Here is a 24,721-nt window from a genome sequence, read left to right as displayed (position 1 = left end):
CAAGGTCCAGCGAAGAGGGGGAGCGCACCGTTTTCGGGCAACCTTTGCCGGGCGGGCAGGGGCAGCGCCCCCCGCGCAGCAGCCGCCGCCGCGTCACCAAAATCCGTACCCGCCGCAGCAGCCGTACCAACCGCCCCCAGCCCCCAGCACCTCCCTGAACGGGGTGGTCCGCCCCCGGGCGCTGAGGATACCTGGCTTGGCGGTCGGTTGACGCCCCAGGGGGGCGACAGGCGAGGGTATCCCGCGGCACCGTCGCATCCGGCGCCGGCACCCTATCCACCGCAGAACCCGCAGGGCTACCAACAGCAGCCCCCCTATCAACCTGCGCCACCTTACGGCCAGCCACCGGCCTATCCCGGCTACCCGCCGCAGGATCCGCAGCACGGATGGCAACCACCGCTCGACGGACAATTCCCCGCGGCGCAGCAGCCCGCGACCGAAGAGGTCGTGCCAGTGCCGCGCATCGCGTTCGGCGATGCTTTGCGGGGCTCCGGTCTTGATATCGGGGTCTCATCCAATCCGATCCTTGCGGCGGCGTCCGATCTGCTTGTGCTGTTGGGCCGGTTGCGCACCGGAATGGTCGAGATGCAGGCCATCCCGCTACGTGACCACGTCGTGCGCGAAGTCTCTCGCGTCGTTGAGAAATGCACCGAAGCGGGTGTGCCGCGTGAGGATATCGAATTGGCGCGCTATGCGCTTGCCGCGACCGCGGACGATATCGTGCAGACGATCCCCGGGAACGACCCGCAATACTGGCAACAGTTCTCTATGGCGGCGGAACTGCTGAATGACCGTTCGGCGGGTATCGGATTTTTTGCGCGGCTCGAGCAGGTGATGGGCTACCCGTCGCAACACGCCGATGTTCTTGAGTTGATGCTGGTTTGCCTGATGCTTGGTTTTGAGGGTAAATACCGCAGTGCCGTGCCCAACGGTCCGGTGCAGTTGTCGCGCCTTCGGCTCGAGGCGTATCGACGCTTCCGAAGCGTCAGCGAACGACCCAGCGAAGGGCTTTCGCACAAGTGGCTCCCCGTTATTCTGGGCGGCCGTCGCAGCGGCGGAGCGATGCCGCTTTGGATGGTGGCCAGCGTCGGTGCTGCGATGGTGGTCGGTCTTTTTGCCACTTTGTCGTGGCTGCTTTCGGGGGATGCGCAGGCGGCGCAGAATCGGATCCTTTCCCTGCATCAGGGTTATGGCGAGGTCTCTATCGAACGCTCGGGTGATACATTCGTTGAATACCAGGCCGCTGATACCGGTCAGCTCGAACGTATCCGCGAAAAACTAGCGCCCGAGATCGAGGCCGGATCGGTCGCGGTGACAGATGCGGCGGATGCCATCGCTGTGCGCCTGGGCGATGCGCTGCGCTTTGGCTCCGGGTCGGCAGATCTGACCAATGACCTGACAGCGCTTGCCACCCGCATCGGAGAGGTTCTGGAGGCCGAGCCGGGCGAAATCGTGATCGAAGGCCACAGCGACAATATCCCGCTGCGCGGAACCGGGCGCTACAAAACCAACGAAGCCCTTTCCGAGGCGCGCGCCAATACGGTGCGTGATCTGCTTGTCCCCCACCTGAGCGACCCCGGTAGGCTGAGCGTGGTGGGCGTTGGCCCGGCAAAACCGCTCAACACCGATAATACCGCCGCCGCCCGTGCGCAAAACCGGCGGGTCGAGATCCTGTTGCGCAAGGAAGAACGGCTATGAGACTTTTTTCATTCGGCATGTTCCGGCGCATGTGGCGAATTACCTGGCTGCGCTGGCCGCTGATCGTTATCGGTTTCGCCTGCCTCTTTGCGGCCGTCTGGTTCGGCTTGCCCATGACGGGTCAGGACTGGGCGCAGAGCGTCTGGCTTCGGGCCGGTCTGATTGCACTGCTTGTTCTGCCGATACTTGTGACAATGTTGATACGCTGGCGGCGTCGGCGCCGGGCCGCGGCCGAGCTTGAGGAGCAATTGGTTGCAACGCCCGTGGGCGACGGTGCCGTTCTCGCGGAGCGGATGCAGGAGACACTTGCAAAGCTCAAGAAGTCGGGCGGGTCCACCTATCTGTATGATCTGCCGTGGTACGTGATTATCGGCCCCCCCGGCGCCGGCAAGACGACGGCACTGGTACATTCCGGCCTTGAATTTCCCGGTACGGACAAGGCGGCGATCGCGGGCTTTGGGGGTACCAAGAATTGCGATTTCTGGTTCGCCGAAGAGGCGGTGATGATCGACACCGCGGGGCGTTACACGACGCAGGACAGTGATGTAGAGGCAGACAGCCTCAGCTGGCAGGCGTTCCTGCAAACGCTCAAACGGGCCCGACCGAACCAGCCGATCAATGGCGTGATCCTCGCATTCTCCTGCGAAGACATGATGACTGCTACCGAGGAAAGCCTTGAGGCAAACGCGCTTGCCGTGCGGGCGCGTCTGGCTGAATTGAACGAGACGCTTCGGATCTCGGTGCCGGTCTACACGATCTTTACCAAGGCAGACATGATTTCGGGTTTCCGCGATTTCTTTGGCACATTGCCGGAGGACAAGCGGCGGGCCGTCTGGGGGACTACGTTCCAGACCAAGGACCGCACCGAAGAGACATACCGCGCCGTTCCCGAGGAATTTGACAAGCTGATCGCGCGCCTGTCCGACGAGGTCACCGACCGGATGAACGAAGAGCCCGATACCGTCGCGCGCATCGCGATGTTCGGCTTTCCCGGGCAATTGGCGCTGTTGCAGCGCAATGTCTCTGACTTTCTGCGCCGTGTGTTCCAGAAGGGCCACGATACAAAGGCGATTCTGCGCGGGTTCTATTTTACATCCGGCACCCAGGAAGGCACACCCATCGATCAGGTTCTGGGCGCGATGTCCGAGGAAACCGGCGCGATCCAGTCCGGTTTTATGTCAGGGCGCGGGCGCAGCTACTTCCTGCACGATCTCCTCAAGCGGGTGATCTTTGAGGAACGCGACTGGGTTGGTTACGATTTGCGCACGATGCGCAGGCGGGCCATCGCCCGCAGTGCATTGACGTCCGTGATCGTGGCTGCAGTGATCGCGGGCTTCGGCATCTTTGGGTACAGTTACTGGCAGAACGCTACTCTTGTGCGCGAAGCCGCCCTTGCCAGTGATGATTACCGGGCCCGGTCGCAGGATCTTCTGGCGCAGGTCATCATCACCGATCCATCCACACGACCCATTCTTGACGCGCTGGCGGCGGCCCGTGACATGCCTGCCGGGTGGGCATTCCCGCGCGAGCAGACAGCGATCGAACGTGTGGGCCTGTCGCGTCGTGAGTCTTTGCGCAACGCCGCCCTGCAAACCTATTCGGACAGTCTTGAGCGGTTGTTGCGCCCGCGCATGATGCTTCATCTCGAAAACCGCCTGCCGACCCTTCTTGCGCGCGGTGACATTCAGGAGGCCTATCTGGCGCTCAAGGTCTATATCCTGCTTGCTAAACAGCAAAGTGGGCGCGAGGACGATCAGGCCATTCAGGCGTATTTTGCGCGCGCGTGGGCGCCCGAATACGCGGAGCCCGGCCTTGACGTCGCTTACGGCGAATTGAACGATCATCTGGAAGCCATGCTTGAGCTGGACGCCCGGGTACAGCCCCGCCTGCTTCCGAATGAAGCGCTTGTGGAGCGCACCCAACAGCAAATCGCGACCCTGTCGCTGGCGCAGCAGGCTTACGGATCAATCGTAAGTGATGCCGCAGCGCTGCGCCCTTTCAACCTGAGCGAAGAGCTTGAGGGCGTTCAGGCTGATCTGGTTTTCCGGACGAGCGACGGCCGCCCGCTGAATACCCTCGAGGTGCCGGCCTTGTATACCTTCACCGGCTACTGGAGCTTTTTCCAGGACGCGATGGCGAACGCCGAACAGCGTTTGAAGGATGATGCCTGGGTGCTGGGGGCATCGGCGGAAAAGGTGGATTATTCGGGTCAGATCGCCGGTTTGAACCGGGATCTGCACGCGATGTACCGTTCGGATTTCACCCGGACCTGGCGCGAGATGTTGGCCCGCGTCGAATTGGTGCCGATGGCCCAGGGCGCGCCACAATATCCGGCCCTTGCGGTGGCCGCGGCTCCGTTTGCCTCGCCGATCCTCAAGCTGGCCGAAGCGGTCGATCGCGAAACGCGCCTGTCGCGGTTCCTCGATGTGGTTGACGGGATGGAATTGTCGCCAGAAGCGCTGGCCAGCGGTGATATCGGTGGTGAACTTGCCGGGGTCGGTTTCGACGAGGTTGAACGCAGGTCCGGCGCAATTCAGCGGATCGCGCTTGGCATGCTGCGCGACCGGGCAAAGTTTCAGGAACGCGCGGGTGCGGGCGCCGCCGCAGCACCGTCGCAGCGCCGTCAGCTGGAAAGTATCGAGCAGCGTTTCGAGAAATGGCATCGCCTTGTGCGTGACGGCGACGCGGGGCGACCCATCGACGTGCTCCTCAAGGGGCTGAGCGAACTTTTGAAGAACCGCCAGCTTGCCGGCAGAGGCGGGACGCTGGCACTCGACGAACGTGGCATGCAGGACGCGCTCAATGACATGTCCCAGGGGATGCCGTTCTACCCCGAAACGATTGTCGGGTTCGTCAACCAGATCGAAAGCGAATTCCTGACCGTTTCCGCCAATGCCTCGATGGAAGAATTGCAACGCGCTCTTGCAGAGGAAGTCGCTGCCTATTGCACGCAGAACGTCGCCAGCGCCTTTCCTTTTGCGCAGCGTGGCGCGCGGCATATTTCGACATCGGTCTTCGGCGAATTCTTTGGCTTCGGTGGCCGGATGGAGCGTTTTTATGACAATTATCTGCGCGAGCACACACAGCGCGAGGCCGGAGGGGCCATCGTTGCGCGTGAAGGCTCGGCCCTTGGCGCGCGGCTGTCGTCGGGGATGCTGAGCCAGTTCGCCCGCGCCGAACGGATCAAGCAGGCGTTCTTTCCGCCCGATGCAGCCTCACCTCAGGTCAGCTTTACCATCTCGCAGGCGGCGGCTTCGCAAGCTGTCGAAAGCAGTGAGGTCACGTTCAGCGGACGCACCGTTCAGCTGTTCCCCAACTCCAGTGGATCAAGCTTCAGCTGGCCCGATGAGACGGCGGATATCGCCATTGCCTTGCTGCCCCGCGCCGAGGCCGGAGAAGACAGCCTGCGCTTTGGTGGTGGTCGCTGGGCGCTGTCGGATTTCATCACACGGGGGCGGATCCGCAAGAACGGCACCCGTGCGGATGTCACCCATCAGGTCGGCGGCCGCTCTGTCACCTTCCGGCTGGAATTCGACAGTATCGAGATTCCATTCCTGATGCGCGAACTCAGTGAGTTCTCTTGCCCCAAAACGATTGAGTAGCCCATGGATCTGGTCATCTACGGTAAACATCCGGCTTTTGGGGACTTCCTGTCGCACGGGCTTCCGCATCCGATTCTGCACAAGCTTGACGCATGGCTCGAACGGGTGCTTCCGACTGTGCGCAAGGGGCTGGGCGACGATTGGGAGGCCGCATGGGCCGCGGCGCCGACGCTCTATTTCTGGCTGGGTCCGGATATTATCGGCGTTCCCTTGCTGGGCTTGATGGCGCCATCCCAAGACAAGGTCGGGCGTCGCTTCCCGCTGGTTTTGGGCCTGTCCGATGTCATCACACCGCCGCCGGTGCACCGGGGGCATGATGCAACCCCTTTTCTGGCACTCAGCGCGCATCTGGACCGTTTCGAGGTGCCGCCGGACGGCACGCGTGGGGCCGCAACGCTTGCGGCGAATTTCGACCCGCCGGCCCTTGTCGGGGTGCCCTTCGAAGACGGGCAGGACGGCACCCTGTGGGGGCATCGTGAGGACGGCGATCTGGGGCGTCTGTTTGCCGATGCCGCAGATGCAGACGCGCAAAAGGCGCAGCTGGGACGCAGCCATTGGTGGCACGCGGATACGCCAACGCACTACGCGGGGTGGCTTGCCGCGAACGGCCTGCCGGATGCGGAAGGGCTTGCGTGGCTTTTGACCGCCCGCTGGCGCGAGACCGACGGAGCGCAACGTGATGACTGACAGTGCGACGCCGATCTACCGTTTTGTCACGGCAAGCCGAACGGATATCGGCTGCGTTCGAAAGATAAACGAAGACAGCTTATTGGCCTTGCCGGATGCGGGGCTCTGGCTTGTCGCGGATGGCATGGGCGGTCACGCCGCCGGTGATTTTGCAAGCCAGACCATTGTTTCCCAAATGGAAACGATCGGCGTGCCGACCGGCGCCGTCGATCTACACGCCCGCTTTGCCCAGCGGCTCGCCCAGGCAAACCGGCTGATCTTCGATCACGCGCGCGAGCTTGGCGGGGGGACGATCGGCAGCACGCTTGCCGCCTTGATGGTGCAGCAGGGGCATTTCGCGTGTATCTGGTCCGGGGACAGCCGCGTCTACCGCTTGCGCGGCGGCGTGTTGACCCGCTGCACTCGGGACCACACCGAAGTGCGCACCCTGCTGGAGAATGGAACCATCACACCCGAAGAGGCCGAAAACTGGCCGCGCAAGAACGTCATCACCAAAGCCATTGGTGTCACCGCAGAACCCGATTGCGAGATGGCCGAAGGACCGCTTGCCGACGGTGATACATTCTTGATCTGCTCAGATGGGCTGACCGAATATTTCCAAGACGAAGCGCTCGAGAGGCAGATGGTCGACGCGGGCCGTGATCTTGAGGGATTGTGTGATCGCCTGATTGCGCATGCCCTTGCCAGCGGGGGGAAGGACAATGTTTCCGTTGTGGCCGTGCGGTGTCGGCAGGAACCATGGCCGCAAATGCAGGCCGACGGCGTCTTTCCGGAATTTGTGGGCTCGCTATGAATAGCGAGGAAACCCAGCCGCCAAAATCGGACAAGGCAGAGGCGGAGGCAGACGACCGCACGCTATTGGTCCCGTCCCCAACGGCGCCAGGTGCCGACGATGATGACCGCACCATGATCGCCGCACCTCCGACCAACGAAGTGGATCCTGACCGCACCATGATCGCCGCGCCGCCGACTGAAGACGTTGATCCCGACCGGACCATGATCGCAGCACCGCCGGACTCCGCATCGTTGGATGATGATCGCACGATGTTGGCCGCACCCGTGCCGATAGCTGGAAACAACCCCGACGGGACGGTCGTCTCGCGTCCCACAACCCCGCCGCGGCCGGTGACGATGACCGATACGATCTCTACCGGCCCCGCCACGCAAACACCGCTGCGCACGCTGGAAATCGGTAATGTCATCAACAACATGTACCGCGTCGAAGAACGGATTGATCACGGCGGGATGGGTCGTGTTTTCCGCGGGATCGAGATCGGGACAGGCGAATCCGTAGCGATCAAGGTCATCCTGCCGGAAATGGCGGAGGATCCGCGCGTCGCACAGATGTTTCGTCGAGAGGCGCGGACACTGCGCCAGCTGCATCACGATGCCATCGTGCGCTATTTCGCTTACGTCCCCCCGGACACCAATTTCAACCTGCACGCCTTGGTCATGGGCTTTATCGAGGGGACGAAACTATCTGATCGCATCAAGGAACGCGGGCCGCTTGATGAGGAGCAGGCCTGCGAGATGTTTTTGCGCCTGGCGGGCGGCCTCGAACGCGCGCATGCAATCGGGATCGTGCACCGGGATCTGTCACCGGACAATGTGATGTTGCCGGACGATGATATCAGCAAGGCATTGTTGATCGATTTCGGGATTTCGCGGTCTTCGAAGATTGCCGATGGCACGCTCGGCAATGAATTTGCCGGTAAGCTCAAATATGTCTCTCCCGAACAGCTGGGGGCCTACGGCGGGGAGGCTGGGCCGCCGAGTGATGTGTATTCACTTGCGCTGTTGATGATCGTCTCGCTGACAGGGCAAGCGATGGCGATGGGCGACAGCATCGTGGATGCGGTGCAAAAACGTCAGGCCGTCCCCGATTTGACCGCCGTGCCCGAACGCTTCCAGTCCCTGCTCTACAAGATGTTGCAACCCGATCCCGGCCAGCGCATTGCATCAATGGCCGAGGTCATCGCGGGACTGCGCGGAATTGCCGGTGGGCAGCAGCTGACGGATCTTGGGCCGCGCCCCGCACCTCCGACCGAAACCCGCAGCGTGCCCGGGTTGCAAGCTGCCCCCGGTGCGACATTGACCGGTTTGCCCCGCCCAAGACAGGCGCAGACCGTGACGCCGACAGCCCCGGCGCAAAGCAATGGCGGCTTTGGTAAAATCGTTGCCGCAGGTCTCGTGCTCGCTGGCCTTGGCGTGGGAGGGTGGTTCGTTGCGGGTCAGCCGGGCGTGCCCACTTCAACAGCGCTTCCCCCGCAGGATGGCGCACCCGAACGTATCGCCGGCAGCCCTGCGGCCTTTCTGGCCGAAGCGCTTGACGAAACACCGTGCACCCTGGTCCGCCTGCGGGCGCAAGGTCGCAACGCGGGACTTCTTGAGGGGTATGCGCCCGTGCCGTCGGACTTGCCGGACGTGCCCACGCAATACGCTTCCCGATTTGGCATGCAGCCCGATATGATGACCCAAACGCTGACAGAGCCACAGTGCCCGGCAGTCGATCTCACACGCAATTTCCAGGGAACGCCCGCGCAGCCTTTGGAAATGAGCCTGGCGAGTGGTGGTGTCTCGCGCAGCGAAGGCGTCGTTGGGACGCTGCACAATATCTCGGGGCGCGAAACTTGGCTCGCGCTTGTCACGCCCGGCGGGGGCGTATTTTCGCTGATGAGCCGACTTGCCGATCCGGTCGGCGATGTGCAGCAGTTTTCGTTTCGCCTGCCATCAGCACAACCGGGGCGCTACCTTTTGCTTGCGGTCGCGTCGGATCAGGCGCTTGTCCGGGCAGGTGCCATGACGGACGGGACTGCGGCAACAGCGATCCTGCCGCTGATCGATGCTGAGTTGGCGCGCGGCACAGGTGGCAGCGTTGATATCGGCATTGTCGAGATTACGCCCTAGCGTACGTCAAATGTCGTGACACCGAAGACCAGGGATGAAAGTGTCCCGGCAGGCAGGCTGCCAAAGAAGGTTTGCGCGGTTTGCCCGATCCGCCCCGTCAGATCCAGCGGTGCATCCCGCGACCCCACCGCCAGAAGGATCTGGCGCGTTGCCCTTGCCGGACCCGCGCGCGCCACTGGCGCGTCGAAGACGGGCGTGTTGCCGTCCAGTGTCGTGAACCGCGCCAGATCCTGCACAACGCCGTTATCGTCGATCACCAGAAGTGTCAGGAACAACCCCCCGCGCCAAGCACCCGACCTTGCAATGTGTCACCACTGCGCAGGCTCACGTTTTCGACGGCAAGGCCGATACGCCCGGCGGGATAGCCCGCCATTTGCTGAACGGCGTCAATCGTCGCGCATTGGGGTGCGCCCACGATTTCACGGGTCTGAACAGGTGCCGGGTCAATGCCATCCAGCGCACGGGCGGCAAACCCGTCCATTTCGGTTAAATCAGCGCCGATGAAGGAGACACCGGCACCATCGGCGGTGCGGCGGGGCAGGGCTGCGATGCATCGCTCGGGGGGCAGCGCACGTATACGACGCAACAGCGCGCCGATTTGCGCGGTGACGGGATCGGGCGCCGCAATGCGCCTAGGCGCAGGCACAGATGAAGTGCCCCCTCCGGCTCATCGTCGGTCACGGCTGGCTCTGGGCTTTCCTCTGCCAAGATTTCCGGCGCAAGCAAAGCGACGGTGTCCGGCAATTCTGGCTCAACCGGCTGCACATCATCAGCCTCAGATTCGAATGCCTGCGGTGTCAGCACGAGCGGCTCCTGCGCTATCACCTCTGGGGTCACCGCAGACGGCACTTCGGGCTGGGCCGGTGCCACGAGTTCCGCCAGGGGCGAAAGCTCCACTGGCTCAGGGGCAAGGATATCTTCGACGGAGAGGATATCGCTCTCGGGCTCGACCGTCGGCAGGGAGGACGGCACATCGACCGGTTCGGGAGCGGGCACGGCCTGTTCATCCACAAGAGGGGAGGGGAGAATTGAGTCAGGGTCTGTCAGCGCGGTTTCTACGGGTTCGACCCCCTCGATTTCCTGCGCGACAGGGCTGCCGGAATCCACATCGGGAACAATCGGATCCGCCTCGGGTAACAAGGCACCCGTCACCGCAGGATCCTCATCCGGAAGCAGCGCGTCTGGCGCAATTGCATCAGCGTCAGGCAGCAACCCATCCGGTGTCGCAGGCTCTGGCGTAAGAAATGACTCCTCTTCGGGATCGGTTTCTTCCGCGGCTTCGGGCAGCAGTGGTTCCGCGTCAGGGGGCACAAGCGGCTCTTCGAGTGCCGCGTCGGGAGTGACGATCGCAGCGTCCAGAATTTCCAGTGTTACCTCGAATTCCGGCGCCCTCAGGATCGTCCCAGTGGGCGCCTGAACGAATGCGACAGAGGACGTCAGCAGCGCGAGCGCGACGCCGCCATGCAGGACGGACGATCCAAGCCAGGAGCCGAGCCACACTGATGGCGGCGGCCTTTCATAGGGAAGAAAGCTCACGGCGACCCGTTGCCGGCTGCGCGGCGATGTACAGTGACCAGGCGGACTTCGACCGCAATCAACGCTTCGGCGGCAAGCGTGTCGAGGAGCACACCTGCATTCGCGTCGCGTTCGGCCAAAACGTGCAGCGCCGGGTTATCGCCAAGCGCTTCCGCAAGATCGCCCTGTGCTACCGCAACACCGTCGAGGGTCATCCCCCCATTCGCGTCGAGCACCAGCAAAGGGTCGGGCAGCAAATCCAGCGGCAGCTCGCTGGTGTCGGGTAAGCTCACCGTGAAGTCCCGTGTGCTGGACAGCGACCCCGTCGTTAGAAAGAAGAAGATCAGCAACAGCACGATGTTCACAATGGCCAGACCACTGTCTATCACAAGCGGCGGGCGCCGTGGAGGCAGGCGCAGGCTCATTGTGTGGACCTTGTGATCTGAACCGATTCCACCTCGGCCGCTTGAAGCGCATCCAGCGCCGACGCAACATCCTGAACACGCGCCAGATCACCGACCAGTAGGACGATCTTCCCGGGGCGATCCTGTGTTCCAATCGCCTCCGCCAGTTCCGGCAGCTGATCGCGGCTGAAGATCTGCTCGTTTACCACAACAATGCCGTCGCCAAGCGTCCAGATCGTGATACCGGGTGTGTCGGTGGTATCGCTGGCAGGGGTCGACGAGGAGGCGTCTTCGACCTGCGGCGTCTGCGCACCGGGCTCACTGGCACCCGCCGCGTCGGGGGAGCCACGCAGGGTCACCAGCGAAAACGGGGTCAGGCTCGACGTCAGCATGAAGAAGATCAGCAGCTGAAACATCGCATCCGCAAGCGGCGTGAGCGAAAACTTGTAGCTGCGCGGGCGCGCGGGTAAGGGGGCGACACGGCTATGCATCGCCGCGCTCAGCCGGCTCCGGCGTTGGGATCGACGCGCCCGTGGATTGCTGCAGACATCAGCGCCTCCATCATGTTGCGCTCACGGTCGATACGGCTTTCCAGCCAGCTTGCGATAAAGAACGCGACCAGAGCAATCGACAACCCGGCGGCGGTCGTGGTCAGCGCCACGTAGATACCGCCCGCCAATTGCGTTGGATCAATCGCCCCGTCGGTGACGGCAAGCACGGCAAAGCTATCGATCATCCCGATCACCGTCCCCAAAAGTCCCAACATCGGCGCCGCCTGAACAACCATTTCCAGCGAGCGCATGCGCTCGCTCAGTGAGGCCAGCTCGACGATGGCGGTCTGCCGCGAAAGCTCTTCGGCGTAGGCCGCATCGCCCGGCCTTGCCTGAACGCCCGAGAACACCGCCTGCAATATCCGCGCAAGCACTGATTTGCGCTGACCGGCGGCACTGATCGCGGCTTCGACGCGTCCGTTCAGCCAATCATCGAGGATCTTTTCAGCGTCCCTCCGGCGCCCGACGCCGAGCCGCGCAAATTGGATCGTTTTGAACAAACCGACTGAGACCGCAAAGAGCGACAGGATCGCAAGAAAGCCGTAGACCACAAAAGAGGTCAGCTGAAAGATCGTCAGTTCCATTGAATGCCCCTTTCGGCAGATCCGGTCAGATCCCGAACGCGATGTCGGCGCGGGAGCGTGCATCAAGCTGCGTCATGCATTGATTGCTCGCGCCGCCATCGACTTCACAGGTGGCGACTTCGTTGACGATAATCTCCGAGAAATCCTCGCAAGGGCTGGGAAGGTTATATTGGACGATACGCCGCTTGCCTTTCGACAGGCTTCCCAAAGGAAGTGACAGCAGGTTGCGGAAAACACCCTCGTTGTCGAGCACGGCAAGGCGCCATGTCACATCATCGACATCAACGCCTAGACCGTTTTGGGCGAAAAAGACAACCTGGCACCCGCCGCTGTCTGAGGCGGACGCCCTGTTCAATTCAAGTGTAAGAGTGGGATTTTCGGTTGTTTCCTGCGCGCTGGCGCCGGTTGCGAATACCGCCACGCCAATACAAATAGCCATGAAATTTCTAATCAACGTCTTAATCCCCACCGTTCAAACACGAAAGATTAGGGGCGTCGGTGACTCATATGTCAACCGGTGATTTGATTAGCGATACACGCCAATCAAGAAATCAGGAGCGCGGATCGGACCACGGCCAGCGCGTACCGACGGCCGTGCGATCGCCACCCGCGTTGGCGCGTTTTTGCGTGCCTGCGGTACGGAAGGGACCCGATTGATCTTCGGAAAAACGACGGGCGCGAAATTCGCGGTTTTCTGGGCCGTCACGCCCGGGCGCTGCCGGGGACGTTTCACGATCATGTGCTCCTCGGGCGCGGCGGCATCCGGTTCCGCGTGCGACGGCGCAAAAGCCGCAGCCGGTATCACTGGCGCTTGCTTTGGCAGTGTTCTGGCAATCGGAGCGACCGGTGTTGGCATCACATAGCGTGCCTGTACAGGCTCCGCGTCCGGAATCGACGGCCCACGCGTGGCAATCTGGTAGCTGGCAAGCGACGCGGCAAAGCTGCGTTCATGCGCCACCGACAGCGCAAACGCGCCCGCGCCACTACCGGCGCACAAGGCAACGCAGATGATGAAATGCCTGATCATGCGAAAGAACATAACACATAAGGTGGTGAAATCCATCAAGCTGTGCCAATTATGAATAATGGCGCGCGAAAATTACCACAGCCGGGCCTCAAGGTGTCGGCGATTTAGCGGGGCATGCAACCGTTTTACGGGGCGGTGCATCCCTGTTTTCTTGGTATTTATTCTTACTTTGGCCGGGACGTCGCCCAGTGCGGATGCAAATTTCCGGGTGTGCAATCAGACCCTCGATGTCGTGAATGTCGCGATTGGATTGTACGACGTGGATGACTGGGAGACGTCGGGTTGGTGGATTGTAGGCCCGAATCAATGCTCCAATGTGGTCGAGGACTCATTGACGTCGCGCTACATCTACGTATACGCCCGCGACGTCTTCAACGGCTCGATGCTGGCGGGCGACACGAGTATGTGCGTGGCCCCCGGTGAATTCAGGATCCGCGGACGTCAGGACTGCCTGATCCGGGGCCATATCGCGGCCGAATTCGAAGAGGTCGACACCCGGCGATCAGAGCGTTGGACATTTTTCATCACGACCCACGACAGCTGATCGCGCGCCCTTGTCCCAAAAGGGTGTTCGGGGTTAATTTACACGTATGATCCCACGTCTGTCCGAATCCATGCGCATTTGCGCAGCCGCACTCACGGCGATGATGCTGTTGCCTGTACATGGACTGGCGCAATCGATCTCTGCGAGCCCGATCGAGATCGACGTTGCCGATGACGGCTTTCTCATTGCCGCGTTCGTGCCACAGCCTGATCTGGCCCCTCGAATGTCACCTGGAACGCAAGCGAGCAGGGTGGCGCTCAGTTCAGCGGATGGCGCGCCGCAACCCTCGATCATTCTCGGACGGATCGCGCCACGACAGGAGGAAGCTTTCGGCATCGAAGGCTTGCTCCCCGCTACCGTTGAGGAGATCGGACTGCGCTACGACGACGTCGCCGCGCGCGCCGAGCTGCGGGCATCGGATCCGGAATTATTTGCCAAGCTGCTTTCCGGCGGGCATCTGGACCCACCCGACGCGGAGCTGCGTCGCGCCCTACAGACAGAACTTGCCCGGATGAACTGTTACCGATCAGGCATTGACGGCGCCTGGGGGCCGGGATCACGCCGGTCCGTTTCCGCCTACTTCGAGGAAGTGGATGGCGTCGACTGGCCCGATCAGGAGCCTTCGAACGGGCTGTTCCGTACCATTATCGGACGGGAGGATATCGCCTGTCCTGCACCCGTCGCGGCTGCTCGCAGCACGACACCACGCCGCACAACCGCGGCTGCGCCTCGCCGCGCGGCAACCGCCGCGGCACCCACCCGACGCGCGGCCCCTGCCGCCAGATCTCAACCCGCCCCAGCCCCGAAACGGCGCATCAAGGCGACGTCCGGTGTCGGCGTATTTCGCTAGCATGCGTCCCGCTGCGATAGGGATCGGCAAAGACCCGCGTTTATGATTGATGTGGATCCAAAATTCGCAGGCAGCGGACGCGCTCTGCGGCGTCGTCAGCGTCGGCGCGCGATTGGTCGCCTGATTGCCCTTGGGCTCGCGGGTGCCGTGGCGCTTTCGCTTGTCGCGTTCCTGGGGTTCTACGTTCTTGGCCAAGGGACCTCGGACACCGTCCCGACCGAAACTGCCGACACGGACGGCGACGAAAGTCTGTCGCTGGTGCAGACCGAGGCATCCGACGAGGGGCGGATTGAATTGCGGGCTGCCGCGGCAGATGCGTTTCTTGATATTCGTGGCGCGCCGATGATCATCAATCTGACTGAAGGCGCGCAGGGCGGTACGCGCCGCTTGCTGTTGGAAAACCAGATCGACGCCAATCGGGCGCGGCGGGGCGATCAAGTCACGGTGATCGAGGACAGCTTGTTCGATGCGGCTCAGCAGGTGCAGATCACGCTTCCTTCAACCGCCGCAGACCTCGCGGCGTTTCAGGCGCGGCGCGAGGGGGCGATCACTCCGGTTGTCGAGGAAGATACCGGACCGGTCGCGCAAAGCGTCACAGCGGGGACGACCGTCACTGTCGATGACGGTGAAGGCAGTTGGGGCGAAGTACTCGATGGCGGTGATGCCGGGTTACAGAATGTCAGCTACGTTGAAACGGTTATCAAGAATACGACCACCGAAGTTGCCGCACGGGGCTCGACCGAACGCGCGCCCCTGTTTCGCGATCAGGTCGTCCGGTTGCGGGGGGCAAAATCCCTCAAGGAAATCCTGACAGAACAGAATGTTTCGACACAGGAAGCAGACCGGCTGCTCTCCGCGCTTTCGCGTTTGTCGGTCGCCGATGGCGGCGCTGTGGACCGCTACGCCGAAATCGGGGCAGGCGGGCTGGTCGCTCTTCGGATGGCCAGGGATCGTCCCGGTGCGGAGATCCTTCAAATCTCGCTCTATGCAGCGGAAGGATACTTGGCGAGTTTTGCCCAGCCGGGTCCCGGCCGGTTTGAACGCAGCGCGGACCCATGGTTTGAGGATCGCTTGCTGGAACGTGCAGGCCGCGCCGTTCGCGCCCGCGGCAACCAAGGAGAGGTCACGCTGAAAGACGCGGTTTATGCCACAGCTCTGCGCAACGGCATGCCCTCCGAGCTGGTGGGCGAATTGATGGTGATGCTGAGCCGGGGGCAGGATCTGAACCGCATCGCAACCGAACAGGATCGTCTGCGTGTCCTCATCGGTGAAGAAGCACGTGGCATCGCCCCGGCGGGGCAGATTCTGTTCGCATCGCTGACCGGACCAGACATTGATTTCAAATGCTACGTGTTGCGCCCGCGCACGCCAGAGGCGCCTTTTGGCTGCTACGTACCCGAAACCGGTGGCGGCAGCGGTGGCGGTGGCGAGCGTCCCGGGGCACTCGGCGCCGGATTTCTTATGCCCGTTGCGGGCACAAAAACCTCCAGTTTCGGACCCAGACACCACCCGATTCTGAACCGGACAATAAACCACAATGGCGTCGATTGGGCGGCGCCGACCGGCACACCGATCCACGCGGTAGCCGCAGGCCGGATCAGCCGGGCGGACCGTTCTCCCAGCTACGGGAATATCATCTATATCGATCATCCGGGCGGGGCGCAGTCACGCTACGCGCACCAGCATGAATTCGCACCGGGGATCAAGCGCGGGGCGACAGTTTCCGCCGGGCAGCTGATCGGCTTTGTCGGGACGACGGGCCGTTCGACCGGACCTCACCTGCATTTTGAATTGCACCTCAATGGGAAGCCAGTCGATCCTCTTGCGCTCGCGGCCCCGAAAGCCTCGGGCGCGGTCGAGGCATTGGTCGCGCAGATCATCAAGGTTGAAAGCGCGGGCAATGCCCGTGCCAAGAACAGCAGGTCGAGCGCGACCGGTCTTGGTCAATTCATTAATTCGACGTGGATCAGGATGATGCAAACCTACCGACCAGACCTTGTCGCCAAGATGAGCCGGGCGGAGCTTCTGGAGCTACGCTTTGATCCGGCCCTGAGCCGAGCGATGGTCACGAACCTCGCGCGCGAGAACGAGGCATTTCTGCGCGCGCGCGGCCACGCCATCACTCCCGGCCGGCTTTACCTTGCGCATTTTCTGGGGCCCGCAGGCGCCAATACCGCCTTGAGAGCCGATGCAAACGCAACCGTGCTGGCCGTGATGGGGGCAGGGGTCGTGAATGCCAACCCGTTCCTGCGCGGGCGCACGGTCGGGTGGATGACCAGCTGGGCCGATCGTAAAATGGGTCGGATCAGTCGCACGGCTGTCGCTGCGGCACCGGCTTTGCCTCCTGCGCAAACTGTCGAGCCTGCGCAGGTGAAAAGATATAAAGAAGGGCTCAATACCCTTCTGGCCTCTTTATAGGTCAGTAGCCGCGCAGCTTATCGTCGATCCAAAGCAGCTGATCCCCCAGGATTGCGCCATGAAATCCCCCAGATCATCGCCAAGGTCGGTGAACGGTTTGAGGGGCGAATTCCGCATCCGGTTCGCAAGGTTTTCGATCTCATGCAGCGGGTATTTCCCGGTGGAGGCAGCGATGATAACTGTCTTGATCAGCGTCCATCCGGTATCGACGGCGTTCTTGCCTGCGCCAATCGGGTCAAGTGCGATCATCAGTTTGAACGTCGCATCGACATAGGGGTCTTTGACGTTCGGATAGTAGGCATAGACCAGCCCCTGCACCGCATTCATCGCTGCCGCCCAGGGGATCATCGCGCCCATCAACGCGGCGTAGATTTCCGCCATCCCGGGCCCAATATCGCCCTTGCGGAAATGATTACCAGCCTCGATCACGCAGACAATGACGCCCGCAACAATCGCGACGCGGCCAAGCGCCTTGAGCGTCGACGCCAATCGCGGATTTTTGCTGAACAGTCGAAAGATCTGAACCAATTCGTCAAAGGTCGCCCCTTTGCTGTTGGTCATCACCGTCTTGAACAGCGTCGCAATCTCGCGGCCCGAAAATCCGGCCCGTTTCATGGCAACGACACCGTCGATGAATTCACCGCCGTATTGCAGGATACCAGGCACCGCGAGCAGATTCTTGATGATCTGAAACTCATTGATCACCATATTATCGAGCGTGTCTTTGCCTTCCTTGCGCTGATGGGCTTTTGCAAAATGTGCGTAGAGTGTTTCGATTTTGCCCAGTTCGGATGCGGTGTAGACCCCTGGTGGCACGTCGGGTACGCGTGTCAGATCCGACGAATCCGGGCCCGTTTGTGGTGTTGGCTGCGCATCCGCCGGCATCATCGACATCCCGGCCCATTTACCTTCAGACATCGGGTTGTTTAGCCCTGCTAGCGTCTTTCCACCGGGGTCGACACGCCCGTCCCCCCGACGAAATCCCAAAACGCTGCGCTGAAAATCGCGGATCGCTGTTTCAGTCTTGTTGCCCGAAACGCCATCGACCTTGAGATAGGTGCGCGGCGGGTTCATCAGGTCATTGAGTTGCTGCTGGATCGCCGCCACATCGGTTTTCGAATTGGCGCCGCGTGCGCCGACGCTGCGCAGGATATTCACTGATCTATTGATAGGCATTGCAAAAATCTCTCCGGGTCAAAACTATCGCCATGGTAGAGAAGTTTGCGCGCCCTGTCAGGTCAGGAAATTCCGACCCTCAAGCCGTTCCAAGGGGTCGCCCGCTACGGAAGGCTGATCGACGCCGGATTGAGCAGCTTCTCGGTGTAGATGGCGCGCCCGTTCGCGTCGTAAAGCATTCCACGCGACGCGCGATCGGCAAGTTCTTCACCCAAGATTGACCCCGCCGCGCCACCCGCTCCGGCCAGGAGGATGCCCGCAACCGCAACCCAGCCGACGGGCGTGGCGACGGCTGCGGCGAAAACGGCTCCTGCCGCCACCGTACCAAACACGCCGCCGATCAAACCGCCGCCTGATTTGGCCATCAGCTGTGCCTGGGCCGATCCGGTATCGGCCATGCCGACGTCTGTCGCCACTTCGGCAAAGGAGATGACCCGTATGACCGTGACGCCCTTGCTCGCCAGACGCAGATATCGGTTCAGCGTCTTCACTTCGCTCAGCAGGGCACCCGCCGGCACATCGGCGTGAGGCTTTACGTGCAACACGGCGCGCGACTGCTTGAACGGGCGGTGCAGGGGTTTGAGACCGCCAAGCGATTTGTCGTAGGCGCCCAGGTATTTGATCCGGCGCCCGTCGTAGGCGCCGCGCGTGATTTCCCGTGACGCGCGCTGGCTTTGGTTCCGTATCACGGGCGTGAAGCTTTCAAGGGCCTTTTGCGATTGGGATTTGACGTATTGCACGTAAGAGCTGCCCACGGCGTTCGCGAGTTTGCCGCCAACCATGTCTGCCGTCACATCGGCCATCCAGCCGCGCGCGGCAGGGCTCGCGCCTGCAAGTTCATTGCAGATCAACGGGATCTCTGCCTGCAGGTGAGGATCAAGCGGTCGCGCCACCTCCCGCAGCCCCGGCGCGCCGGGAAGCGCTATCGATTGTCCCGGAAAAATACGGTCGATGTCGGTGATCTGCGGGTTACTTTTGCGCACGAGATCAATGATGTCCTCGCCGCGCTCAAAAAATGTTCCGTCGCCGTAGTGGGATCGCAAGATCCGGTAGAGCTGATCGCCGGGCTCTACCGTATAGAAAGTCGCTGACATCGAGGGATCCTCTCTCAGGCAAATGCGTAGCTGAAATCGCCGTTTTCCAGCGTGACTGTCAGGGTGGCGAATTCTTCGCCTGCGACCATTCTTTCCAGAACGCGGCGCGACATCTGCGGCAGGATTGAGTTGGTGATGATGTTGTCGATCATCCGCCCACCGCTGTCGGGGTCCAGACACTGCGCCGTAATATGATCGAGCACGTCCTGCCCGTAAATCATTTCGGCGTTGTGCGTGCCCTTCAGCCGCTTGGCGACCGAACGCAGCTTGAGCCGGGTGATATCCGCCAATGCCTCCCGACCCAGCGGGAAATAGGGGATCGACACGATGCGACCCAAAAGTGCGGGCGGAAACACATCAAGCTGGAACGGGCGCAAAGCTGCCGCCAACTCCTCGGCGTCAGGCTCCGCCTCGCCGGCTTCGGCCATCTCCATGATAACTTCGGTGCCGACGTTCGAGGTCAGCAAGATCAGGCAGTTCTTGAAATTGATCGGGCGACCGTTGCCGTCCTCCATGATCCCCTTGTCGAACACCTGAAAGAACAGCTCGTGAATATCGGGGTGCGCCTTTTCGATCTCGTCGAGCAGGACGACGGAATAGGGTTTGCGCCGGACGGCTTCTGTCAGCCGGCCACCTTCACCATAGCCGACATAGCCCGGAGGTGCGCCCTTGAGCAGGGAAACCGAATGGGCTTCCTGAAACTCGCTCATGTTGATGGTGATGATATTCTGCTCACCGCCGTAAAGAGTCTCGGCCAGTGCCAAGGCGGTTTCGGTCTTGCCGACGCCGGAAGGGCCGCAAAGCATGAAGACGCCGATGGGCTTGTCGGGATTGGAAAGGCCGGCCCGGCTCGTCTCGATGCGTTTGGCGATAGTGCGCAATCCATGGTCCTGCCCGATCACACGTTCATTCAACCGGTCGGCCAATGTCAGCACCGCCGACAGCTCGTCCTGTACCATGCGTCCCGCGGGGATGCCGGTCCAGTCCGAAATGACGGTCGCCACTGATTGCGCGTCGACATGCGCGTAAACCATGCGCTCGTCCGGGTTGGCATCGGCCAGTTCCGCCATCTTGGCCGCCAGGTCGGCGTGGGCGGCGTCGATGTCCTGTGCGGGCGTCACTTGCGCCGCTTCGGTAGTGGCCTCGGCTTCGGCGTCCGGGCGGGCGTCCGCGATTTCTTCGGCGTCGCCCCCGACTCCTTCGGCAATGCGTTTGCGCAGCGACAGAATATCCTCAACGAGGGCGCGTTCCGCGCTGTACTTCCCTTCAAACTCCGCAAGCTCGGTCTCGAGGGCCCCTTTTTCCACCACGGCTTCGGCAAGCCGGTCCTCATCGGTGCGGCCCAGGTCACGTTCTGCCTCCTTGCTGGCGATTTCGACCTCCAGCGCGCGGATCGCCTGACGCAGATCGCCGATGCGTGCCGGGGTACTGGCCTGGCTGACGGCCACACGGGCGCAGGCCGTATCCAGAAGCGACACCGCCTTGTCCGGCAATTGCCGGGCGGGAATGTAGCGCGCCGAAAGAGATACCGCGGCCACGATAGCCTCGTCCGAGATCCGCACACCGTGGTGCGCCTCCATCGGGCCAAGGATCCCCCGCAGCATGAAGCAGCAGCGTTCGATATCCGGTTCGGCCACGTCGACGGGCTGGAATCGACGTGTCAGAGCCGGGTCCTTTTCGAAATAATTGCGATATTCCGAGAATGTCGTGGCCGCGATCGTGCGCAACGTGCCACGGGCCAGCGCGGGTTTCAGCAAATTGGCGGCATCACCTGTCCCAGCTGCGCCACCGGCACCGATAAGCGTATGCGCCTCGTCGATGAACAGGATGATGGGTACGGGACTGGCCTGCACCTCGTCGATGACCGATTTCAGACGCTGTTCGAATTCGCCCTTCATCGATGCCCCCGCCTGCATCGACTGGATATCCAGCTCATACAGCTTTGTTCCCTTCAATGCGGGGGGTACATCATCGGCGGCGAGCCGTTGGGCGAACCCTTCGACGACGGCGGTCTTGCCCACACCTGCCTCACCGGTCAGGATCGGATTGTTCTGTCGGCGGCGCAGCAATACATCCACGATCTGCCGGATCTCGTCATCCCGGCCGACGATCTGGTCCATGCTCGCGGCGGCGGCGGTCATATCCTTGGCAAAACGCCCCAACGCGGTACTTGCCCCCGGTCCGTCGTCATCCGCGCCCGCAGGTGTTCCAAGGCCCGTGCCGTCCATCGGGCGCATGTCGCCCTCTTCACTGTCACGCCATAGAGCCGACGCCTCTTTAGCGATCTGGTCCGCTGACAACTCTCCCAGTACGGTCGAGAGACGCGACAGGACGCGCCGCTGTTCGCTTGACGACAAAAGAGCCACCAGCGCATGGCCCGAGCGGACCTGGACCTCACCAAACAGCAGCGTCGAATAGACCCAACCATTCTTCAACATCTGGGCCATGCTGTCGGAGATTGCCGGGATTTCGGTGACGTTCTTGTCGAGGCGGCCCAAGGCATCCGTCAGATCGGAAAGTACCCGACCGCGATCCAGACCCAACTGCGACAACATGCACGACAGATCCGACTGCTTGTTGGACACGACATGATACAGCCAGTGCAGCACATCGACGTGACGGTGGCCTTCGCCGCGCGCCATGCTCATCGCCTTGATGAAAGCATCATAGCCCGTACGGTTCAGCTTCCCCGCATATTTCTCGACCTGAATCTCGGCTGCCATAATCTAAGTCCCCGTAAGAAAGTTATTTTCCATATCAAATGCATATTGGCATGCGCGCACAAGCGCGCGTTCGTCAGCGCGCCCAGCCGAAGCAGTCTGCGGCATTGCGGAGGTCCAGCCAAGCTCTGTCGTCGTGCCAAGGGCGGCACCGCCGATGGCGCGTCGTGGCAGCCAAAGCGCCACATCGACCTCCAGAAACCCGCCTGTATAGCCGATCACGAGATCCTTCAGCTCTGCCTGACGCGTGCGCCCCGGCAAAAAGCTGCGGTATTCGTCGAGGCTTGCGCATTCCACGTGCAGGACGATTTTTTCATTGATCGACGGCGCGCGCTTGCCAACGCGCAGATCACGCCCCAGCGACATGCCGGACAAGCCCATGCATGATTGATCCTCGGCGGGAAAGTCCAGCCAGCTTGTCACGAATTCCTCTACCCGGATTTCCACGCCAAAGTGCACGCACAGCATTTCGCGGAGCTTCACCGGGCTGCGCACCCTGCCGTGCATCAGCGGGGTGTAGAAAACCCGGACCGTGTCATCGACGATAGCTGTGCCGTCATGCGCAGCACTTGCATCGCCGGTAAAGGCGCGCAGGTGACGGGGGAATTCCCCCCCGTCGGGTGGTCGAATTGTGTGATCGCCCGCGCATCCGACCAGCTGCGATAGAACAGCTGTTGGAAACGGGTGACAAAGATATCGGCGAAACGCACGAAACTGCTGTCACCATTGCGCGTCCAAAAGGCGACTTCACGGGTCTGGGCGCCGGGCAGGGGGCCAAAAGGACCAAAGAACCCCAGAAATCTTGGGCGGATGCGGGGCGGGTCCGCGGCGAGGTCAATCTGTGAAAGGTCGCTATCGGGAAATCCGGTAAACGGATCCTGACCCATTGAAACGGCGTCCTGTGCCACGCGGGTGCTTTTCCCGATGCGGGGCTTGCCCTTGGCACGCCGTTCGGCGAAGCGCATCGCGCTCAGAAATCCCCAGCCCTTCGAGGAGCCGTCTGCGTGTTCTTCGCCGGTCACAGGAGCGGCCCCGAACCACCGCGCGGCGGCCAACGCTTGATCTCTTTACCCTTGCCGTTGGCGATGACGCATTCGGTAAAGCTGTTGATCGCCGCGTAATCCGCGAGAAACCGATCAAGTGCCGCGCCCATCGCGATCATCGCGGCAGGATCCAGCACATTTTCATCGAATTGCAGCGTAATCTCGAGCCCGCGGGCAGGGTGATACCCATCGGGGCGTTTGATTGTACGCACCCTTGGGCGCGCACGCACGTCTGTGATCGCCTCGATCTGCGTTTCGGTCAATTGGTCGGACACATCCGAAAAGAGCCTGATCACTTCGCGCAGCGCTTCGACATTGCCCTGACCGTCCGCACGGATGAAGCCGCGGTAGCTGAGCGATAGCAAGGAAATCAGACGCCAGTAGTTGTCTCCCGCACGGGCCCGATGAGGCCCATCGCCTTCCAGTTCCGCCACCGCCTCACGCGGGGGAGTAGCGGCCGTGACCGGGCGCATCTGGATCATCCGATCGTCAAGCAGGTGAAACGGCGTCTCGGATATCGGGACGATCTCGGGGAGATGCCGACTGGAGCATAGCGTACTCACCAAAAGCAAATGCGCGGGCTCGTGGTCCGGCGGCTCGTAGAATGTCAGCCATGTCTGCGTGCCCTCATAGCGGAAGCGCGTTCCCCCGGCGCGCCGCTCTTCCGGCGTAAGCCCGCGCCGTTCGCGCCGGGCGGAATAGTAAAGTGCGTCGCGCGGCGTGGCGCCCGCTGGCGGCAACCCGTAGAGGGGCCGCGCAGTCACCTTGTCGCGCACGCCTTCATATTGCGCACGCACGGAGGTGATCTTGTGAACCTCGAAATGCGTCTCGGGCGCCCGGTTTGGCGCGACGAGAAACCGGTGGTGCCTGTTGTCGAGCGTAATCGGCTTTGCCTCATCTTCGAAAAGATTGACGGCCGGCGCGCAAAAGAGCCGCAGATTATCCGGGTTAAAATGGCTTGCCAGATGGGTGTTGGGCGCATCGAATTCCATGACAAGCTGCACCGTTTTCTCGGGAATACCGCGCAAATGATCGGCGAGACCACGGATGCGAAAGCCCAGGAACTTGCGCGGGAACGAGAAATATTCGAGCAGGGTCGATACGCCGGGAAACTGCCGTTCGTCCGCGCGGTAGAGCGGGCAATCCGCATCAAAACCGACCTGCTCAATCGCGTGTATGGGCAGGCGGCGGAAGACAGGCGTGCCCATCTTATCTTCCCAGCGGAGCGAGACCCGCGACAAATTAGCAAAAACCTGAGCGTAAAGCGCCATCGCCTCGGTCTGCGTGCCACAGAAGTGGATTGGTAGCACGTCGCACGCCAATCCATCCAATGCTGCCCTGTCGGTGCGGGTCAGCCGGATCACCAACCCGGCGGCGGTGCGCAGTGTCTCGCCCCGACCCGTCATGGCAGGCGTGTCACACCCCAGCGCATTGAGCGGTGTCGCCGTTGAGTGGTAATCGGCCCCGGCGATCTGGAGCGGCCAGAAGGTGATCGGCTCCGTCGTTTGGTAGCGGATCGGGATGCGCCGGGTCTGGTTGCTGAATGTCGCCTCAATATAGCTGCCCTTGTCGATGGTAGGGCCGCCACGTAACTCTTCGGGCTTTGCTGCAGGCACCCCTTGCACCATCATCGCCGAGGGCAGGGGGGCGCACATATCGGGGCTGAGATGCTCAAGAAGCTCTTCGGAAAAGACGCGGAACTGCTGGTCGAGGTTCAGCTGTACCCGCGCCGCCATAAAGGCGGTCCCTTCGAGCAAACCCGCGATGGACGGGTCAAGGTTCTCTTCAAGCAATCCACCAAGCCTGTCAGCGAGCCCGGGATACTCGGCGCCGAACTGCGCCGCGCGTTCCTTGAGCAGCAGCAATTCACGCTCGTAGGCGTCTTTGAACGCGCGCCGCAC

General features: G+C 61.9%; 20 protein-coding genes and 1 pseudogene. 8 read left to right on the top strand and 13 right to left on the bottom strand.

The genetic code is table 11. From position 1 onward, the window contains the following. Window positions 1-207: 207 nt before the first annotated feature. The 5 genes from icmH to KDD17_RS17400 are packed head-to-tail and all read left to right on the top strand — an operon-like array spanning window position 208 to window position 8,894. On the top strand, window positions 208-1,698 hold the full coding sequence (gene icmH / locus KDD17_RS17420) for a type IVB secretion system protein IcmH/DotU (RefSeq protein WP_212706313.1): 1,491 nt from the start codon (window positions 208-210) through the stop codon (window positions 1,696-1,698). After that, entirely contained in the window at window positions 1,695-5,300 is a 3,606-nt protein-coding gene (gene tssM, locus KDD17_RS17415) for a type VI secretion system membrane subunit TssM (RefSeq protein ID WP_212706312.1), read from the top strand. Before icmH ends, tssM begins: the two co-directional genes overlap by 4 nt. A gap of 3 nt (window positions 5,301-5,303) precedes the next feature. Then, window positions 5,304-5,987, top strand: a complete 684-nt coding sequence (gene tagF / locus KDD17_RS17410; protein WP_212706311.1) for a type VI secretion system-associated protein TagF — start codon at window positions 5,304-5,306, stop codon at window positions 5,985-5,987. After that, window positions 5,980-6,780, top strand: a complete 801-nt coding sequence (locus tag KDD17_RS17405; protein ID WP_212706310.1) for a PP2C family protein-serine/threonine phosphatase — start codon at window positions 5,980-5,982, stop codon at window positions 6,778-6,780. Before tagF ends, KDD17_RS17405 begins: the two co-directional genes overlap by 8 nt. Then, window positions 6,777-8,894: a serine/threonine protein kinase gene (locus KDD17_RS17400; protein ID WP_212706309.1), complete on the top strand. Its 2,118-nt coding sequence runs from the start codon at window positions 6,777-6,779 to the stop codon at window positions 8,892-8,894. The genes KDD17_RS17405 and KDD17_RS17400 overlap by 4 nt, the downstream gene beginning before the upstream one ends. Here KDD17_RS17400 and KDD17_RS17395 read toward each other — a convergent pair. The 8 genes from KDD17_RS17395 to KDD17_RS17360 all read right to left on the bottom strand — a co-directional run bounded on the left by KDD17_RS17395 (window position 8,891) and on the right by KDD17_RS17360 (window position 13,011). Next, window positions 8,891-9,169: a hypothetical protein gene (locus tag KDD17_RS17395; protein WP_212706308.1), complete on the bottom strand. Its 279-nt coding sequence runs from the start codon at window positions 9,167-9,169 to the stop codon at window positions 8,891-8,893. The genes KDD17_RS17400 and KDD17_RS17395 overlap by 4 nt on opposite strands. Beyond that, window positions 9,160-9,375: a hypothetical protein gene (locus KDD17_RS17390; RefSeq protein ID WP_212706307.1), complete on the bottom strand. Its 216-nt coding sequence runs from the start codon at window positions 9,373-9,375 to the stop codon at window positions 9,160-9,162. Before KDD17_RS17390 ends, KDD17_RS17395 begins: the two co-directional genes overlap by 10 nt. 5 nt (window positions 9,376-9,380) lie before the next feature. Continuing rightward, the gene (locus KDD17_RS17385; protein WP_212706306.1) at window positions 9,381-10,430 is read right to left on the bottom strand and encodes a hypothetical protein; all 1,050 of its coding nucleotides are present in this window, start codon (window positions 10,428-10,430) and stop codon (window positions 9,381-9,383) included. Next, a complete protein-coding gene (locus KDD17_RS17380) occupies window positions 10,427-10,834 on the bottom strand; it encodes an ExbD/TolR family protein (RefSeq protein ID WP_212706305.1) in 408 nt (135 codons plus the stop codon). Before KDD17_RS17380 ends, KDD17_RS17385 begins: the two co-directional genes overlap by 4 nt. After that, window positions 10,831-11,304 carry an ExbD/TolR family protein gene (locus KDD17_RS17375; protein WP_212706304.1) on the bottom strand — a complete coding sequence of 158 codons (474 nt, stop codon included), beginning with the start codon at window positions 11,302-11,304 and terminating at the stop codon, window positions 10,831-10,833. The genes KDD17_RS17380 and KDD17_RS17375 overlap by 4 nt, the downstream gene beginning before the upstream one ends. Window positions 11,305-11,312: 8 nt before the next feature. Continuing rightward, window positions 11,313-11,948 (bottom strand): MotA/TolQ/ExbB proton channel family protein, encoded by a 636-nt coding sequence (locus tag KDD17_RS17370; protein WP_212706303.1) that lies wholly within the window; start codon window positions 11,946-11,948, stop codon window positions 11,313-11,315. Between the two features lie 25 nt (window positions 11,949-11,973). Then, window positions 11,974-12,369 carry a hypothetical protein gene (locus KDD17_RS17365; RefSeq protein WP_212706302.1) on the bottom strand — a complete coding sequence of 132 codons (396 nt, stop codon included), beginning with the start codon at window positions 12,367-12,369 and terminating at the stop codon, window positions 11,974-11,976. A gap of 105 nt (window positions 12,370-12,474) precedes the next feature. Beyond that, a complete protein-coding gene (locus KDD17_RS17360; RefSeq protein WP_212706301.1) occupies window positions 12,475-13,011 on the bottom strand; it encodes a hypothetical protein in 537 nt (178 codons plus the stop codon). A 172-nt stretch (window positions 13,012-13,183) separates the two neighbouring features. Here KDD17_RS17360 and KDD17_RS17355 point away from each other — a divergent pair, with 172 nt between their 5' ends. From KDD17_RS17355 to KDD17_RS17345, 3 genes are read left to right on the top strand one after another with little or no spacing between them, the layout of a single operon-like run. Continuing rightward, window positions 13,184-13,519, top strand: a complete 336-nt coding sequence (locus KDD17_RS17355; RefSeq protein WP_254796978.1) for a DUF1036 domain-containing protein — start codon at window positions 13,184-13,186, stop codon at window positions 13,517-13,519. 46 nt (window positions 13,520-13,565) lie between these two features. Beyond that, the gene (locus tag KDD17_RS17350; RefSeq protein WP_212706299.1) at window positions 13,566-14,369 is read left to right on the top strand and encodes a hypothetical protein; all 804 of its coding nucleotides are present in this window, start codon (window positions 13,566-13,568) and stop codon (window positions 14,367-14,369) included. A 42-nt stretch (window positions 14,370-14,411) separates the two neighbouring features. Beyond that, entirely contained in the window at window positions 14,412-16,787 is a 2,376-nt protein-coding gene (locus KDD17_RS17345; RefSeq protein ID WP_212706298.1) for a peptidoglycan DD-metalloendopeptidase family protein, read from the top strand. On the opposite strand, the gene KDD17_RS17340 is transcribed toward KDD17_RS17345, so the two are convergent. From KDD17_RS17340 to tssF, 5 genes and pseudogenes are all read right to left on the bottom strand, one after another. Further along, window positions 16,782-17,963 carry a peptidoglycan-binding domain-containing protein gene (locus KDD17_RS17340; protein WP_212706297.1) on the bottom strand — a complete coding sequence of 394 codons (1,182 nt, stop codon included), beginning with the start codon at window positions 17,961-17,963 and terminating at the stop codon, window positions 16,782-16,784. The two genes, KDD17_RS17345 and KDD17_RS17340, sit on opposite strands and share 6 nt — an antisense overlap. Window positions 17,964-18,067: 104 nt before the next feature. Further along, a complete protein-coding gene (locus tag KDD17_RS17335; RefSeq protein ID WP_212706296.1) occupies window positions 18,068-19,057 on the bottom strand; it encodes a LysM peptidoglycan-binding domain-containing protein in 990 nt (329 codons plus the stop codon). Between the two features lie 14 nt (window positions 19,058-19,071). Further along, window positions 19,072-21,780, bottom strand: coding sequence for a type VI secretion system ATPase TssH (gene tssH / locus KDD17_RS17330; protein ID WP_212706295.1), 2,709 nt, complete (start codon window positions 21,778-21,780; stop codon window positions 19,072-19,074). A gap of 3 nt (window positions 21,781-21,783) precedes the next feature. After that, window positions 21,784-22,742: pseudogene (tssG, locus tag KDD17_RS18970) on the bottom strand (type VI secretion system baseplate subunit TssG). Between the two features lie 53 nt (window positions 22,743-22,795). Further along, window positions 22,796-24,721, bottom strand: a complete 1,926-nt coding sequence (gene tssF / locus KDD17_RS17315; RefSeq protein ID WP_212706440.1) for a type VI secretion system baseplate subunit TssF — start codon at window positions 24,719-24,721, stop codon at window positions 22,796-22,798.

The sequence above is a fragment of the Sulfitobacter albidus genome, assembly GCF_018200035.1.
Classification (GTDB): Bacteria; Pseudomonadota; Alphaproteobacteria; order Rhodobacterales; family Rhodobacteraceae; genus Sulfitobacter; species Sulfitobacter albidus.
The sequence above is the reverse complement of the archived record's forward strand: the minus strand, read 5'-3'. Positions and strand labels throughout refer to the sequence as shown.

Excerpts from the sequence above, each read along its gene's own strand:
- tssH (WP_212706295.1), bottom strand. The coding sequence starts at position 21,780 with ATGGCAGCCGAGATTCAGGTCGAGAAATATGCGGGGAAGCTGAACCGT.
- KDD17_RS17345 (WP_212706298.1), top strand. The coding sequence starts at position 14,412 with ATGATTGATGTGGATCCAAAATTCGCAGGCAGCGGACGCGCTCTGCGG.
- KDD17_RS17350 (WP_212706299.1), top strand. The coding sequence starts at position 13,566 with ATGATCCCACGTCTGTCCGAATCCATGCGCATTTGCGCAGCCGCACTC.
- tagF (WP_212706311.1), top strand. The coding sequence starts at position 5,304 with ATGGATCTGGTCATCTACGGTAAACATCCGGCTTTTGGGGACTTCCTG.
- KDD17_RS17390 (WP_212706307.1), bottom strand. The coding sequence starts at position 9,375 with ATGGACGGGTTTGCCGCCCGTGCGCTGGATGGCATTGACCCGGCACCT.
- KDD17_RS17370 (WP_212706303.1), bottom strand. The coding sequence starts at position 11,948 with ATGGAACTGACGATCTTTCAGCTGACCTCTTTTGTGGTCTACGGCTTT.
- KDD17_RS17335 (WP_212706296.1), bottom strand. The coding sequence starts at position 19,057 with ATGTCAGCGACTTTCTATACGGTAGAGCCCGGCGATCAGCTCTACCGG.
- KDD17_RS17340 (WP_212706297.1), bottom strand. The coding sequence starts at position 17,963 with ATGCCTATCAATAGATCAGTGAATATCCTGCGCAGCGTCGGCGCACGC.
- KDD17_RS17360 (WP_212706301.1), bottom strand. The coding sequence starts at position 13,011 with ATGGATTTCACCACCTTATGTGTTATGTTCTTTCGCATGATCAGGCAT.
- KDD17_RS17400 (WP_212706309.1), top strand. The coding sequence starts at position 6,777 with ATGAATAGCGAGGAAACCCAGCCGCCAAAATCGGACAAGGCAGAGGCG.
- KDD17_RS17375 (WP_212706304.1), bottom strand. The coding sequence starts at position 11,304 with ATGCATAGCCGTGTCGCCCCCTTACCCGCGCGCCCGCGCAGCTACAAG.
- KDD17_RS17405 (WP_212706310.1), top strand. The coding sequence starts at position 5,980 with ATGACTGACAGTGCGACGCCGATCTACCGTTTTGTCACGGCAAGCCGA.
- KDD17_RS17380 (WP_212706305.1), bottom strand. The coding sequence starts at position 10,834 with ATGAGCCTGCGCCTGCCTCCACGGCGCCCGCCGCTTGTGATAGACAGT.
- tssM (WP_212706312.1), top strand. The coding sequence starts at position 1,695 with ATGAGACTTTTTTCATTCGGCATGTTCCGGCGCATGTGGCGAATTACC.